12 protein-coding genes are annotated in these 15,582 nt (G+C 47.9%); 8 read left to right on the top strand and 4 right to left on the bottom strand.

What is annotated here, in order from left to right:
* Position 1 precedes the first annotated feature (1 nt).
* Both HMPREF9469_RS14160 and HMPREF9469_RS33355 read left to right on the top strand, forming a co-directional pair.
* Positions 2-916, top strand: a complete 915-nt coding sequence (locus tag HMPREF9469_RS14160; protein ID WP_007863034.1) for an AEC family transporter — start codon at positions 2-4, stop codon at positions 914-916.
* Between the two features lie 250 nt (positions 917-1,166).
* On the top strand, positions 1,167-4,262 hold the full coding sequence (locus tag HMPREF9469_RS33355) for a bifunctional diguanylate cyclase/phosphodiesterase (protein WP_007863033.1): 3,096 nt from the start codon (positions 1,167-1,169) through the stop codon (positions 4,260-4,262).
* 37 nt (positions 4,263-4,299) lie between these two features.
* On the opposite strand, the gene HMPREF9469_RS14150 is transcribed toward HMPREF9469_RS33355, so the two are convergent.
* Entirely contained in the window at positions 4,300-5,175 is an 876-nt protein-coding gene (locus HMPREF9469_RS14150) for a LysR family transcriptional regulator (protein ID WP_007863032.1), read from the bottom strand.
* Positions 5,176-5,404: 229 nt separating this feature from the next.
* Between HMPREF9469_RS14150 and HMPREF9469_RS14145 the strand changes: the two genes are divergently transcribed.
* The 3 genes from HMPREF9469_RS14145 to HMPREF9469_RS14135 all read left to right on the top strand — a co-directional run bounded on the left by HMPREF9469_RS14145 (position 5,405) and on the right by HMPREF9469_RS14135 (position 7,636).
* Positions 5,405-5,641, top strand: a complete 237-nt coding sequence (locus HMPREF9469_RS14145) for a hypothetical protein (protein ID WP_007863029.1) — start codon at positions 5,405-5,407, stop codon at positions 5,639-5,641.
* Between the two features lie 21 nt (positions 5,642-5,662).
* Positions 5,663-6,637 carry an alpha/beta hydrolase gene (locus HMPREF9469_RS14140; RefSeq protein ID WP_007863026.1) on the top strand — a complete coding sequence of 325 codons (975 nt, stop codon included), beginning with the start codon at positions 5,663-5,665 and terminating at the stop codon, positions 6,635-6,637.
* A 198-nt stretch (positions 6,638-6,835) separates the two neighbouring features.
* Complete coding sequence (locus tag HMPREF9469_RS14135; RefSeq protein WP_007863023.1) at positions 6,836-7,636, top strand: aldo/keto reductase; 801 nt, start codon at positions 6,836-6,838, stop codon at positions 7,634-7,636.
* A 407-nt stretch (positions 7,637-8,043) separates the two neighbouring features.
* Here the strand turns inward: HMPREF9469_RS14135 and proB are convergent, their stop codons facing one another.
* Together proB and HMPREF9469_RS14125 are read right to left on the bottom strand one after the other, a co-directional pair.
* Positions 8,044-8,844 carry a glutamate 5-kinase gene (gene proB / locus HMPREF9469_RS14130; protein WP_007863021.1) on the bottom strand — a complete coding sequence of 267 codons (801 nt, stop codon included), beginning with the start codon at positions 8,842-8,844 and terminating at the stop codon, positions 8,044-8,046.
* Position 8,845: 1 nt separating this feature from the next.
* Entirely contained in the window at positions 8,846-9,385 is a 540-nt protein-coding gene (locus HMPREF9469_RS14125; protein WP_007863020.1) for a prolyl-tRNA synthetase associated domain-containing protein, read from the bottom strand.
* 122 nt (positions 9,386-9,507) lie between these two features.
* Here HMPREF9469_RS14125 and HMPREF9469_RS14120 point away from each other — a divergent pair, with 122 nt between their 5' ends.
* The gene (locus HMPREF9469_RS14120) at positions 9,508-10,374 is read left to right on the top strand and encodes a LysR family transcriptional regulator (protein ID WP_007863019.1); all 867 of its coding nucleotides are present in this window, start codon (positions 9,508-9,510) and stop codon (positions 10,372-10,374) included.
* Positions 10,375-10,572: 198 nt separating this feature from the next.
* Here the strand turns inward: HMPREF9469_RS14120 and HMPREF9469_RS14115 are convergent, their stop codons facing one another.
* Positions 10,573-12,147 carry a PucR family transcriptional regulator gene (locus HMPREF9469_RS14115; protein WP_007863018.1) on the bottom strand — a complete coding sequence of 525 codons (1,575 nt, stop codon included), beginning with the start codon at positions 12,145-12,147 and terminating at the stop codon, positions 10,573-10,575.
* Positions 12,148-12,355: 208 nt separating this feature from the next.
* On the opposite strand from HMPREF9469_RS14115, the gene HMPREF9469_RS14110 reads away from it, so the two are divergent.
* Both HMPREF9469_RS14110 and HMPREF9469_RS14105 read left to right on the top strand, forming a co-directional pair.
* Positions 12,356-13,300 (top strand): flavodoxin family protein, encoded by a 945-nt coding sequence (locus HMPREF9469_RS14110; RefSeq protein ID WP_007863017.1) that lies wholly within the window; start codon positions 12,356-12,358, stop codon positions 13,298-13,300.
* 211 nt (positions 13,301-13,511) lie between these two features.
* Entirely contained in the window at positions 13,512-15,542 is a 2,031-nt protein-coding gene (locus HMPREF9469_RS14105; RefSeq protein ID WP_007863015.1) for an NAD(P)/FAD-dependent oxidoreductase, read from the top strand.
* Positions 15,543-15,582 lie beyond the last annotated feature (40 nt).

The following is a 15,582-nucleotide window of genomic DNA, read 5'->3' as shown; positions in this document are numbered from 1 at the left end:
GATGGTTTACATTTTATTAAGGCAGATCCTGATCATGGCGTTTTTAATGGCTGTTGGAGTTGGGCTTATGAAAAAAGGAATGCTGTCGCAACAGGGGTGCAGGGATCTGGGAGCGATTTTATTAAATGTGGTGATTCCATGTGTTATCCTGAAGTCCTATATGATTGGGTTTTCATATGAAAAATTAAGGGAATTGGGAGAGTCGGCTGTTTTATCCCTTCTGTCCCTTGTGTTGGCTATGGCCATATCGTGGCTGTTTTTTGGGAAGCGAAAAGGAATACAAAATTTTGCTTCAGCATTTGGAAACGCGGGTTTCATTGGCATTCCGTTAACCCAGGCCGTATTTGGCACAGAGGCTGTTTTTTATGTCGCCGCCTATGTGGCTTTCCTGAATCTGTTCCAGTGGACCTATGGGCTATATATCATGACCGGGGACAGAGAAGTCATACATATTGCTGCCATATTAAAAAACCCTGTATTCATCAGCATTGGTTTAGGTGTGGTAATGTTTTTGCTGCCGGTATCCATACCTGGGTTCATGGTGAAAACAGTTGGGTATATAGCTGATATGAATACTCCCTTGGCGATGATCATACTGGGCAGCTATCTGGTAAAAACTGATCTTAGGAGTATTTTTTTATCAAAGGAAATATATATGTGTGTTCTGCTCAGGCTGTTGATCATTCCACTGGCCACCTTGGGGGTATTCGTGATCCTGCCTGTAGATAACATAGTGATCATTATGGTTGTATTAATAGCTGCATCCACATCCGTGGGCGGCAATATTGCGATCTTTGCCCAGCAGTACAACAAAGACTATATACTATCTGTAAGAACTATCTGCCTTAGCACCATATTATCGATTGTCACCATTCCTGCATTTTTTTGTGCGGTACAGGCGGTCTTTACAAAATAAGTAAATATAATAAGAAAAGGAACCCAAAAGTTTGTCCGGATATGGCGCTTCTAAACCCGTGTCCGCAGACTGATCTGCGGTTTCTTTTTTTGTACCCCATAATTAGGAGAGGTTTTTTAGATACGTAAACAGGATCTGAAATCAGTGGAACCGTTTAAATATTTTCGTCAGATACTATATGCATATGTACACAAAAACTATCTTGGAAATCAGTGGATTAAATAATAAAATAAAGTTAAAAGGAGCTTTTATGAAAAAAGTATTTGACGTGGAATTCTATAGCCAGCTGCTGGATAAGATAAATGCCAATATTTATATCACTGATGTGGAGACAGATGAGATTGTTTATATGAATGATGCCATGAAACAGACCTTCGGATTGGAAAAACCGGAGGGCTGTATCTGCTGGAAAGTCCTTCAAAAGGGAATGAAGGGCCGGTGCGGCTTTTGCCAGATCCATAGACTTCTCTCTGATACGCAGGATGGAGCCGTAAACTGGAGGGAGTGCAATACGGTAACAGGCCACACGTATCAAAACTGTGACAGCCTGGTTGAAGTGAATGGAAAAAAATATCATTTCCAGCACTCTGTTGATATTTCGGAACAGATTAAACTTTCCCAATACGCTAAGACCGATGACCTGACCGGGATCCTGAACCGAAGGGCGGGAAAGGAACGGCTCTCTCAGCTTTTAGATACCCTGAAAGAAGGGGAGTCTTTTATCGTGGTCATGATGGATGTGAATCAATTGAAGCTGATCAATGACCGCATGGGCCATTTGGAAGGTGACAGAATGTTGAAGTTTGTGGTGAAGAGCACACAGGCATGTATGGAAAAGGACGACTTTATGTTCCGGCTCAGCGGGGATGAGTTTATCGCTGTTTTGTTCCACCGTTCTCTGGATGAGGCCGGGCAATGGAGCGACCAGGTCCTGGAACGGATGTCATATACCAGGCAGCTCCATGGAATCACCTATGAGGTATCGTTTAGCAGCGGCCTGGTTGAGGTGCAAGGAGGATCGGGATATACGGTTTCTGAGATTCTCTCCATGGCGGATGCCTGTATGTATGAAAGCAAACGGAAATTTTATTCGTCCAATGGCGGGGCGGGCCAGGTACTCCAGGAGACGGATCGTCCAGACACACTGCCGGTCAGTAGCCAGGAAAAGAAAGATGGGATCACAGGCGTGCTGAACCGCATGGAAGGAAAGGAGCATTTGTGGGCGGCCCTCAGAAAGACAAAAAAGAAAGGGGGCAGCCAGACGGTTGCTCTTTTGGACGTGGACAACCTGAATATGATAAATGAGACCTATGGGGGCAGGGCAGGCGATACCCTCCTGGTCCAGGTGACGGACGTGGTGAAAAAAAGGGTGGAAAAGCCTGATTTCCTGTTTCGCTTAAGCGGTGATGAGTTCATGGCAGTCAGCTTTCATATGAATGAGAGAGAGATGTCCAAACTCTTTCTGGACAGCCTGAAGGAACTTAAGGCGTTTCAGGAACAGAAGAACATACCCTATGAAATGACATTTTCCTTTGGCACCTATACTGTTGGACCGGATAATCCGTTGTCCGTGAACAGCATTATTGCCAAGGCGGATGAGATCATGTACATGCAGAAGCTGCGAAAAAGAAAAACGAAGATGCTGGAGGAAAATGAAAACCCCTTCCGGCATTCAGACGGTGCTGCAGGCTGGCGTGAATATGATTCCTCCTTGCTGTATGATGCCCTGACAAAAAGTACGGATGATTTCATATACATATGCAATATGAAGACAGGAGTGTTCCGGTACAGCCCTGCACAGGTATGGCTGTTTAATATGCCCGGTGAGGTATTGGACAATCCGCTGCCCATATGGAAGGAGATCGTTCATCCTGATGACTGGGAACGGTTTTACAAGTCCAACATGGAGATTGGCGAAAATATGATGGACTATCATTCTGTGGAATTCCGCGCCAAGAACAGGGAGGGAGAATATCTGTGGATGCGGTGCAGGGGGCAGATGATGCGGGATGAATTCGGGGAACCGTCTGTATTTGCAGGGATCATGACCCAGCTGGGACGTCAAAACAAGGTAGATCCGGTAACGCAGCTTCTCAATCACATAGAGTTCTTCCGCGTGTTTGAAAAAAAGATCAGGGACAAGATGGCGGTGGAAAGATTGGGGATCCTGCTCCTTGGTTTGGATAATTTCAAACAGGTCAATGAGATATATGACCGTTCCATGGGGGATCATATCCTAAAAACCGTGGCTCAGTCCATACAGTCCATCCTGCCGGACAATGCGGGTCTTTTTAAGCTGGACAATGACTGCATGGGGATTCTTATGGACAATGTGGGGCACAGGGATATGGAAACACTCTATATGGAGATCCGGAATATGATGGGGCGCATGCATTTTTGGAATCAGTATAAGCTGAACCTTACGCTGTCCGCCGGAGGCGTGATGTACCCGGAGGACGGAGGCGCGGCTTCTGATCTGTTTAAATATGCAGAGTATTCTCTGCGCTATGCAAAGGAAAAAGGGCGGGACCGTATCGTATTCTTCTCAAAGGAGATCCTGGAAAACCAAAAGAAGACCCTGAAGATCATGATGGCCCTTCGGGAGTCCGTCAACAGCGGATTCACCGGATTCAGCCTGCGTTATCAGCCCCAGGTGGACGCGGCCAGCCGAACGATCATCGGTGCCGAGGCTTTGCTGCGCTGGACGGATCCGGACGGCAGTATTGTGTCCCCGGTGGAGTTTATCCCCATTCTGGAGGAGACGGGAATGATCATCCAGGTGGGGCAGTGGACCCTGAGAACAGCCATGAGGACGGCCAGACCATGGCTGAAGAAGAACCCTGATTTTTCGTTAAGCGTGAATGTATCGGTGCCCCAGATGATGGAAGCTGATTTTGTGGAAAATGTGCTGGATGCGGTAGGGGAGGAGGAATACCCTTGCTGCAGCCTGATGCTGGAGCTGACAGAGAGCTGTAAAATCCACGATATGGGTCTTTTCTACAAAAAATTTGAAAGCCTGAGAGCCCATGGCATTCAAATTGCCATGGATGATTTCGGCACGGGCTATTCTTCTTTGGAGCTTTTGAAATTTGCACCCGTGGACGTGGTCAAAATAGACCGTATATTCATCAAGGATATTTTAAAAAGTAAATTTGACGCCACATTCATTCAGTTTGTGGTGGCCATCTGCCACAGCATCGGGATCAAGGTTTGCCTGGAAGGAATGGAGACAGCGGAGGAATATGAGGCACTGAAGACAGTGGGGCTGAATTATATCCAGGGTTACCTTTTCGGCAGGCCTATGACGGAGGTGGAGTTTTTTCAGTGGGAAGAAGCGGGTGAGTGACCGGACAACAGAAACATTAGAAGGCCACGATAGACCATCACCCGGCCTTTTCCAAAAGTGCCTGAATAAGTAGTTCCGCAATTGGCGTAAACACCTGATATTTCTTCCAGATAATATACATTTTATTTTCAAGCACAGGGTATAATGGACGGAAACACAGTCCGCTGTCTGTACTGGTGTCCGCCAGGTGGTCAAAGGTCAGCATACATCCAAGGCCCTCCTTTACAAATACACTTCCGTTGTAAAAAAGGTTGGCGGACCCCACATAATTCAGGGCGTCCGCCTTTTCGCCGCACCATCTGGGGATATCGGCTTTCATGGACTGGTCCGAACAGATCAACTCAATACCCATCAAATCATTGGCTGTGATATGGCTTTTTTTTGCAAGGGGATGGTCCTGGCGCATGAGAAGTCCCCAGGAATCCACGCCAGGGATCGCAATGTAGTTATAGTGCGTCAGGTTGGGGGGCTCCACAATAACAGCCATATCCAGAAGGCCCCGGTCCAAACGTTCCGTTACCTGTTGGGTATTCCCGCTGTGGATGTGGTAGCGCAGGCCGGGATATTGCTGTTTGAAATCCATGATCACCTGTGCAAGATGTTTAACAAGATGTGATTCGGCGCATCCGATATATACATCGCCACCGGTCACTTTGCCCAGTGACTTAAATTCGTCCGTGGTCTTATCAACCATTTCCAGAATATCTTCCGCGCGCTTTCTGAGCAGCATCCCCTCATCTGTCAATTTAATGCTGTAATTGCTGCGGACAAATAATTTCTTGCCAAGTTCCTGCTCCAGATCCTTCAGCTGTTTGGACAGCGTGGGCTGGGAAATATGCAGATAGGCAGCGGCCTTTGTTATATTTTCCTCCCTGGCAGCCTCTAAAAAATATCTTAAAACCCGGATTTCCATGACAATACCTCCATTCTGTTCATTCAATCTTCCGATTCCGATAAAAATTCCAGTATAAGTTCCAATATAAGTTCCAATATAAGTTCCAATAAAAGTTCCAATAAAAGTTCCGGTATAGGTTATAGTATACACTGCCAAGATATTTATTTCAAGAATATCTAGTTATAGAAAACAAGTATTGGCTATTTCCGAGAGGAGATCGTATAATCTGAATCAGGAGGGGACTTATATGGCAAAAGCATCAGATAAGCAGGGGATTTTGATACAAAACCTGGTGGATGCAGGTTTTGATTCCCAGACAGTTTGGGCCTGCCTGTGCTTAGTGGAAGAAGGGCGGCAGGCCCAGTTGCTGCGGATACTCGCGCAGCAAAAGGATGCTTTGCTGGATACAGTCCACCAAAGCCAGAGACAGATAGATTGTCTGGATTTTCTGGTCTACCAGATCAAACGCGGAAATGTATTTTAAGGATGATGGAGGAGGATTCCCATGAAAGCAGCTTTTGAAGGATATTCATTTAAACTCAGTGAAAATGTCACCAGAACAAAGGTATATTTCAGAAACCGTTACGGCATTGAACTGGCCGGAGATCTTTACGTGCCAAAGGGCGCTAAAGACAGGCTGGCTGCAATCGCTGTGTGCGGTCCCTTTGGCGCGGTGAAGGAGCAGGCGTCAGGGTTGTACGCAGATGAGATGGCGTCCAGAGGTTTTGCGGCCTTGGCTTTTGACCCGTCTTTTATTGGAGAAAGCGGGGGAGAGGCGAGGAACGTGGCTTCACCGGACATCAACACGGAGGATTTCTCTGCCGCGGTGGACGTTCTTTCCAATATGGATATGGTAGATCCCGAGAGGATCGGCGCCATAGGAATCTGCGGCTTCGGTGGAATGGCTTTAAACGCAGCGGCCATGGATACCCGTATCAAAGCAACGGTTACGTCCACTATGTATGATATGACCCGTGTTAATGCAAAGGGCTACTTTGATCAGGATGACAGTGCCCAGACACGCTATGAGATGAAGAAAACTCTGAACGCCCAGCGCACAGAGGATTTTAAGTCCGGTACCTTTGCCAGGGCCGGGGGTGTAGCTGACCCGCTTCCCGATGACGCCCCCTTTTTTGTGAAGGATTATTACGATTATTACAAGACGGAGCGCGGGTATACGGAGCGTTCCCTGAACTCCAATGAGGGCTGGAATAAGACGTCCTCTCTGTCCTTTATCAATATGCCGATCTTACAGTATAGTGAGGAGATCCGCAGCGCGGTGCTGATGATCCATGGCGAGAAGGCACACTCCTGCTATTTCAGCCGGGATGCCTTTTCAAAGCTGACAGGCGGTAACAAGGAGCTTTTGATCCTGCCCGATACAGTCCACACAGACCTGTATGACAGGAAAGATAAGATCCCATTTCATAAGATCGAAAGCTTTTTTACGGAAAATTTGTGCCAGGGGAGATCACAATGAAAATAACATATATATTAATACCGGTGGCTGCTTTTTCTCTGCGGCAGTGGAATTTCACCAAATCCGCAGTCAGGCGGAACTTCTTTAAATCCGCCGGCCAACGAAACCTCCTTCCGGTCTGCGGTTCAGACCGCAGACCAGACGTCTGAAGCCACGGCAGATGCAGCTGTCTTTGATCTGCCTGCCGGGGAAAATGGTATGGCTCCCACGGTCAGGCTGAACAGTGGTTATGAAATGCCCATTGCTGGAATCGGTACATACAGTCTCTTGGATGATGAATGTGTAAATTCCATTGTATCAGCACTGGACAGCGGAGTGCGGCTGATCGATACTGCTTATATGTACCACAATGAAACGGCAGTTGGCCGGGGAATCCGGCAGTCCGGCGTGCCAAGGGAAGAGATCTTTCTTACCACAAAGCTGTATCCCACACAGTTTGCCTATGCAGCGGAGGCCATAGACGAGGCATTGGAAGCCCTGGGAGTGGAGTATATTGACCTGATGCTGCTCCATCATCCGGGTTCTGGTGATGTGCAGGCGTACAAAGCCATGGAGCAGGCGGTGGCAGATGGAAAAATCCGTTCCATCGGTCTTTCTAACTGGTATATTGAGGAGATAGATACTTTTCTTCCCCAGGTGGCCATTCCCCCGGCGGTGGTCCAAAATGAAATCCATCCCTATTATCAGGAAAGCGAAGTTATCGGCTATATGCACGGTCTGGGAATTGTGATGGAGGGCTGGTACCCTTTGGGAGGCAGGGGGCACACCCGGGAACTTTTGAATGATGAAGCCATTGTTTCCATTGCCCGGGCTCACGGACGCTCCGCGGCACAGGTGATTCTGCGATGGAATCTGCAAAAGGGCGTTGTGGTAATTCCCGGTTCCAGCAACCCGGAGCATATCCGTGAGAACATTTCCCTGTTTGACTTTGAACTGACAAGGGAGGAGATGGAGCAGATCAATGCCCTGGACCGGGGCGAAAAACATGACTGGTATTAATAGGAGGTCCCTTATTTTGATCGATATGCTTCCGCCCCAAAAGTCCGTGCCAGTGTAGGCAGAGTGTTGAGAAACAGGAGGCAAAAGGCATTAAAAGCATATTCGATATGCTCCATGTCAAGACATACTAAATGAGCATACAGTTCATATTTGTTGGCAAACTGACGTGCTGTTTGAAATGAGATTTTTTTAGCAAGCTGCCATTATGCACATGAAAAAAGAACATGACGATACCTCCCCGATACCGTCATATCCTTAAAAATGGACGACTTTCATATACCCTCCGAAAATCTATTTTTTCAAAAGGAAAACGGCGGCTTTGATTTTACTGTTCAAAACCGCCGTTCATTGCTGCTGTCTGCATATAGCCTAAAAACAGCGGCTTTATTGCTGTGTACGGTGCTATTTCAGAACATTTTTCTCACAAATAAAGTGCCTGCTTTGTTACCTTTTACGATTTCATACAAGGCTTCCGGTGCTTTTCCATTTGTAATTACGGTGTCTCCCCCCTGTGCAGTGGCTAACGCCGCGGCTCGGAGTTTTGTTTTCATACCGCCTGTTCCCCGTCTTGAACCTGCGCCGCCTGCAAGGGCGTATACTGTTTCGTCAATTTCCTCTATCCGGCTTATGAGCCGTGCATTTGGATACAGCCGCGGATCCGCGTCATACAGCCCGTTTATATCAGACAAAATAACCAACTGATTCGCTCTGCACAGAACCGCAACAAGAGCGGAAAGCATATCGTTATCTCCAAACAGCCTGTCCTCCGATTCTATTTCCGTATAGCTGACGGAGTCGTTTTCATTCACTATGGGGATAATACCCATTTCCAACAGGGCATTGAACGTATTTATCAGATTTTCTTTCTTTTCTTTCAGCTCCATATCCTCCGCGTTCAGCAGGATTTGGGCGATTGTCTTGTCATAGTCATTGAAAAACTTATCGTACAGAAACATCATACTGCATTGCCCTACCGCTGCCGCCGCCTGTTTCATCCGCATACTGGAAGGACGTTCTCTCATGTTCAGCTTATTTGTTCCAACGGCAATCGCGCCGGACGACACCAAAATCACTTCATAACCCATATTCTGAATATCGGACAGGACACACGCAAGACGGTCAAAAGAGCGCAGGTCGCTTTTTCCCATTTCATTTGTAAGGGTGGAAGTACCTACTTTTACAACAATCCGATTTTGATAAAGTCCCATATTACACCTCAATGACGGAGAATATATGATTGGTATACGGTAGGATTTTTTTGCAAATATCCTCTGTCTGCACTTTCATATATCCCGTTGTTGTCCCATCGCTGCACCCATACCATTTCCCGGCAAGCACTTCTTTGTCAAAAACAATCCGTACTTTGTTCTCTGTATCTAACAGGCTGCTGAAAACAGTCGCCGCGCCGGTTTTTGTACCGAGTATGCTTTCCATTTGCTCTGCGGGAGCAAAGGAAACGCGGGCTACGCCTAACGCATTGCTAAAATCCTTAGAACGGAACGGCTTATTGCCGATGGTAATAAACAAATAAAAATCTGTCTGCTGCCGATTGCAGAGGAACAAGGTTTTTACCATGTTCATATCCAGTTTTTCATCAATGGCAACGCAATCCTCCATAGTAATCGCTTCATCGGTATCGACACGCTGGAAAGGAATTTGCAGTTTTTCTAACGCCTCATAAACTTTTTCCTGAAGCTGCGTCTGAAAGCGACAGGGGGCTTCGGTCTGAATTTCACTTACATAAAACATTGTGGTCACACTCCCGCTTGACTTTTTTGCGTATTCAGTTTACCATGTTCCATGTAATTACAAAAACGAATGTTTATCATAGGATGTATGATAAAATCAGATGAATGGAACAGGGTGACAACATGGACATGAATATTCAAAAATATATGGCGTTTGTCAAGACGGTCGAGTATGGCAGCTTCACAAAAGCCGCAGAAATACTGAATTACTCTCAATCTGGTATTAGCCGTATGATAAACGACTTGGAAAAGGAATGGAAAGTTGTCTTATTGGAAAGGGGGAAATCCGGCGTAAAGCTGACAAGCGATGGAATGAAGTTGCTTCCTCATGCAAAGAGTGTCTGCATGGAATATGAAAAGCTGCAAATGGAAGTGGACGAACTGAACGGGCTGCAATCGGGGCTTATCCGTATCGGCACATTTTCCAGCGTAGCAACGCACTGGCTCCCGAATATTATCAGGGAATTTCAAAAGGCCTATCCGGGCATTGATTATGAATTACTGCTTGGAGATTATACAGAGATTGAGGAATGGATTTCAGAGGGGCGCGTGGATTGCGGCTTCCTGCGATTACCGACTTATTCTGACTTTGAAACCGTTTTTTTAGAACAGGACAGGCTGCTTGTCATTTTGCCGGAAAATCATGCTCTGGCGCAGCTTGAAAAAGTCCCTGTGGCGGCTCTTTGCAACGAGCCATTCATGCTCTTGGAGAAAGGCGCAAAAACGGAAGTGTCGGAAATATTTGAACGCTGTAACCTGACGCCCAACGTACATTTTACAACATGGGACGATTACGCGATTATGTCAATGGTGGAAAGCGGTCTTGGTATCAGCATTTTGCCGGAATTGATTTTGAAGCGCGTTCCATACCGGATTGTGGCAAAGGAATTAGATGTACCCGCATATCGAAAAATCGGAATTGCCCTGCGGAGTAAAAAGACAGCTTCACTCGCAGTCAAACGGTTCTTGGAGTATCTTCAATACCGTTAAAAATCCTATATTGAAAGTATGAAACAGCGCATTTATATTCAGCCGGATTTTCGGTTGTGTATAGATGCGCTGATTTTATGAAATGAAAAATATTTTTCTTAAATTTTCTTAAATCTTTGGCAAAAAGACTGTTTGCGGTGTTGTAGATAGTAAAAGAAATGCGGATGTTTTGTGAAAAAGCAAATCTCATATAAGGGCCTATCCCAGGTAATCCAGCACCCGGAACGAGTATTCATAGGTAAACAGGGCCAGTCCGTCATTCATATCGATCCCAAACAGGTCCGACATTTTCCCAAGGCGGTAAAAGAAAGTGCTTTTGTGGATGTGCAGCTCCCTGGCTGCGGACAGGGCGTTCCGGTTCTGGGCAAGGTATACGCGCAGGGTCCGGGCGTATTCCGTGTTGGCGGTCCTGTCATATTCCATGATACGGGTAATGGCAGGATGGACGGAAGCGCTTAGAAGGTTCTTATCATGGTACTGATAGAAGCCGTGCTCCATAAAATATGTTTCATAGTAAACAAAGGACGGGTGATCCGGCCGGGCTGTTTTTGCGTATAGCAAAGACAGCTCTTTTACTTGTTGGTAGTAGATGCTGCTTTTTGCAATGTCGGTATAGGGATAACTGATAAAAGCCTGCATATGGTTCAGCTGTAAGAAGGCATCAAAACGGCTCCTGCATGTTTCGCTGAAGGGCTCCGCTGAATCGCCGGGCAAAAGCACGGTCAGGCAGCCGTGAAACAGCACCACCATACAATTCGGCAGCAGGGCAAGCAATTGTTCAAAATAGCCTTTATATTGACTTGGTTTGTGGTCCGGGTCCGTAAATGACAGCAGCAGAATGGTATAATAGGGCATCTGCACGCGTCCCAGCTGGAGCAGGTGGCTGGTTATGTATTCCGTGCGGTCAAAATGCCCCTCCAGCAGCTCCGTGAGGAAATATTCATATTTCAGGCCGGTGGGATGGCGGTAACCGGCGTCCTTCTGCATTTCAATGGAAAGCATTTGGGAAAATACATCGATCAATTCTAAATCATCTTCTGTAAATTCACGGACTGTCCCTCTGACGCAGACATATCCCACCACTGCATGCCGGATGCGTATACTCTCAAATACCCATTTATATGGATAATCATCAAGGGTTGTGACATAGGGCGCAGAGGAGGAATAAATGTGCCTGATGATTTTGCGGTCCTCCATGTTCTGAAAAAGGGCGTCCTTCAGATAGAGGCGTCCATGTTTTTTCTCCAGATTATCAGCATCCTCCACCACGGGACTGGCTGCAATGATTGAAAAACTGGTATCGCATATTGTCACAGGATTGCCCAGATAGGCGTGGGCCACATGGGCCAGCCCCTCGATCCCGTGGCCGCTGTGCAGCGACCGGAACAGTTCCTCCTGTTTCAGCTTTTGTGTATTGTGCATGAAAATGACTTCCTGGACCGCATTAAACAGTTGGGCCAGGCCGATCTGTTCCCTGATATAGATAATGTGAGGGTCAGGCAGCGGCTCACATAACCCCACCATCAAAAGGTTCCGAGGGCGCCTGGCGGGGAGCTCGTTCTTGGAATCACTGATATAAAGGAGCTGCCCCTCTAAGTCCTGTGCCTGTCCCCCATATGTCCGTCCCATATATGTCTGTCCCTGCCCTGCCCGGTCCTGCTCACAGGCCAAAAAGCGGATCCCCTCAATCCTGGTCCGCCCATTCCACTGCCCTTCTATTTTAATATCAAATATCTCCTCCAGATGACGGACGATCGTTTCCAAATATGCCATGTACAGCCTCCTGTCAGACAAATGTACGAAAAGTAACACGAAAATGCGGATAAGATCCGACTTGAAACGGGTGCCTGTTAAAAAAATAACTGATATATTTTATATGAAGTATAACAGATTCGGGAATCTGTTTCAATCAAAAGTCGATTCAGACAAGTGTACAGGAGGAATCTCCGAGAGTACATACAAATGTCCAGGAGGAAAAGAGATGGCAGTTAAAGTAATGGGGATTACAGCAGGCAGAAAGGACAGCAACAGTGAGATTCTGTTAAAGGAGGCGCTTATGTACTGCGAGGAGGCCGGTGCGGATGTGACAATGATCAATTTAAAGGATTATCACATCGAGAGCTGCACGGGCTGTACCTCGTGCACAAGAGGCATGGCACAGGGAAAGCATACAGGCTGTGTGCTGGATGAAAAGGATGATAAAAAGAAGATCATGGAAGTGATGCTGGACCAGGACGCGGTGATCTTTTCAGCGCCCACCTACGATCTGATGCCCAATGCGGAGTATCTTATATTTGCCCAGAGAAGTTTGAGCTATGAGACGGCATTTTTGGAGACCATTGGTGCAATTGACCATAAGGACCGGGTTGCGGGGCTGATCTGTGCGGGCGGTTCCACCAGGGCATGGCAGTCCATGGCTCTGGAAGCCATGCAGGCCACCATGTTCACCACGGATATGAAGGTGGTGGATATGATACTGGCAACGCGGGTTCCGGGCCGTGCCCAGTGCCTGTTGGATGACGCTCTCATGGCCCGTGCGAGAAAGATGGGAGAACATATCATGAAAGCAGCGGCAACACCTCCCGGGGAGCGCGGATGGCTGGGAGATGAGGATATGGGCTGGTGTCCAAATTGTCACTCCAATGCCCTGGTGCTGGGAGAACCCCAGTGGGACGGGCTGCATTATCCCGTGGAATGTCAGGTCTGCGGCGCGGGCGGAGATCTGGAACGGACAGGGGATGGAAAATGGAGATTTGTCATCCAAAAAGACGGATATCTGAAGGACCGCACCACAGTGGCAGGCCGGGCAAAGCACCTGGAAGAGATCGGGCATACCGAGGGCGGATTTTATGCAGAGCCAAAGAATCTGAAGGCGGTGCAGGAAAGGGTGCGGAAGTATAAGAATAAGCAGTTTAAGGGGATTTAAAAGTATACTTATACTACTTTGTGCGTTTGCACAAAAACCAGCCATCTGCGGCGGAAAACATAAGGTGCAGGCATGATGTTAAGGGATTGTCAATCCACTATAATTTGAATCAGATCAAATGTAACTGAACAGTTACGATAAAATAATAATGGATTCCGGACCGGAGCATATTCAAACACGCTCTGCAACGGTCTGCCAAAAAGGAGAGGCAATGAGTCAATTCACACATCTGGAAAGCCCCATGACAATCCGGGGAAAAGTGTACAGAAACCGCCTGATCGCAGCACCTACCCTGTTTGCACATTCCGTGTTTTTTCTGCCTGAGATTGCTGAAAATGTATACCGGATGGTAGAGAACCGGGCCAAGGGCGGGTTTGCGGCCGTGTCAACGGGGGAGCTTCCCGTGAACAATGAGGAGGGCACCACCCTGTTTATGGAACGTGCCATTGACATGGATGACTACGATGGGGAAGATTTTAAAAAGATCAGGGAGTATGCGGACCGCATCAGGAAGCATGGCGCTCTCGCCTATCTGGAATTTTCCCATGAGGGAGCGGTGGCTGAGACAAAAGCGCCTTATGTTCCCTGGGGCCCGGACGCCTATGTGCGGGAGGACGGGGTACAGGTTTTTGCGCTGAACCCTGCAATGATGGAAAAGATCTGCAATGATTACCGGAAGATTTCCAAATTGGCAAAGGCCTGCGGATTTGACGGAGTGTTGGTTCACGGCGGGCACGGCTTTAACATGCAGCAGTTTATCTCGCCGTGGACCAATCACCGGACCGATGAATTCGGCGGAAGCATGGAAAACCGCGCCCGGTTCCCCAAAATGATCCTGGAAGCAGTGCGTGAGGGCATTGGGGAAGATATGATCCTGGAACTGCGCATGTCGGCGGAGGACGGAGTAAACGGAGGAATGACCATTGACGATATGGTGGAATTCTGCCGGGAGATCGATGGCATGGCTGATATCATCCATGTTTCCAACGGTTTGAAATGGGCGGGAAACCAGACGCAGACATTCTCGGATTTCTTTGATGTGCACGGCGTAAACGTAGAACATGCGGCAAAGGTCAAGGCGGCGGTAACCAGATCAAAAGTAGCGGTAATCGGCGGAATCAACGACCCGGCCTTTGCGGATCAGGTGATCGCGGATGGGAAGGCGGATTTTATTGAACTGGGACGCCAGGGATTTGCGGATCCTGAATTTCCCAACAAGGCATTTTCCGGCAGGGAAGATACCATACGCAAATGTGTGAGATGCTTTTCCTGTTATCCCGGTTTCTGCGAGCACAGGACCGATGTGCCTCTCTGGGAAAAAGGGCTTTCCAAGGAGGATGTTGACCGCATTTACAGCCCCGCATCCATGGGGCGCTGTGCCATTAACCCCAATTCCGGGTTCGGCTGGTATGAGGACCGGCACCCATATCCCACAAAAAGCAGAAATGTGCTGATCATTGGCGGCGGGGTGGGAGGCCTGCAGGCTGCCATCACTGCCAGGAAGCGTGGGCACAAGGTGACACTCCTTGAAAAGACAGGGGAACTTGGCGGTACGATCAACTTTACGGACTATGACGAGGACAAGGAGGACCTTAGAAATTTTAAGAATCTTCTGATCCGCGAAGCCGGGGAAAGTGGGGCCGGGGAAGCCGGGGCAGATATCCGCCTGAATACGGTGTGTTCCAGGGAAATCATGGATGAGTGTAAGCCGGATGCTGTGATCATAGCCACAGGCGCACGACCCATAAAGCCGCCCATTAAGGGAATTGACCGGGCCATGAATGCATTGGAAGCATATCACAATATGGACAAAATAGGAAAACACGTGGTTCTTGCAGGCGGCGGACTGGTAGGCTGTGAAGTGGGACTCCATCTGGCCAACCATGGCCATGAGGTGACTGTGATCGAGATGCAGGGAATGATGGCGTTTGAAACATTTGGATACTACCGCAATGCCCTTTTGGATGAAATGGACCGGCGCGGTTTGAAGCAGATGCTTCATACAAAGGTGCTGGAGTTTACAGATAAAGGCGTGCTGGTTGAAACGGACGGCGAACAAAAGCTGATTGCGGCGGATACATGCGTATATTCCATGGGGATGAAGGCGGACAAGGCAGTTGTGGAAGAGATCCGGGAGATGGCCGGAGGAATCAGGACATATGTCATCGGGGACTGTGACAGGGCCGGGAAAGTCGGAGATGCGGTCCATGCGGGCTATGAAGCGGCGATTGATATCTTGTGACTGATGATGTGAAATTGAATAAAAAAATTGGAGGTATTAT

It is taken from the genome of [Clostridium] citroniae WAL-17108 (assembly GCF_000233455.1).
GTDB lineage: Bacteria > Bacillota > Clostridia > Lachnospirales > Lachnospiraceae > Enterocloster > Enterocloster citroniae.
Note: the sequence above shows the minus strand (reverse complement) of the source record. Positions and strands in the feature narration are given on the sequence as shown.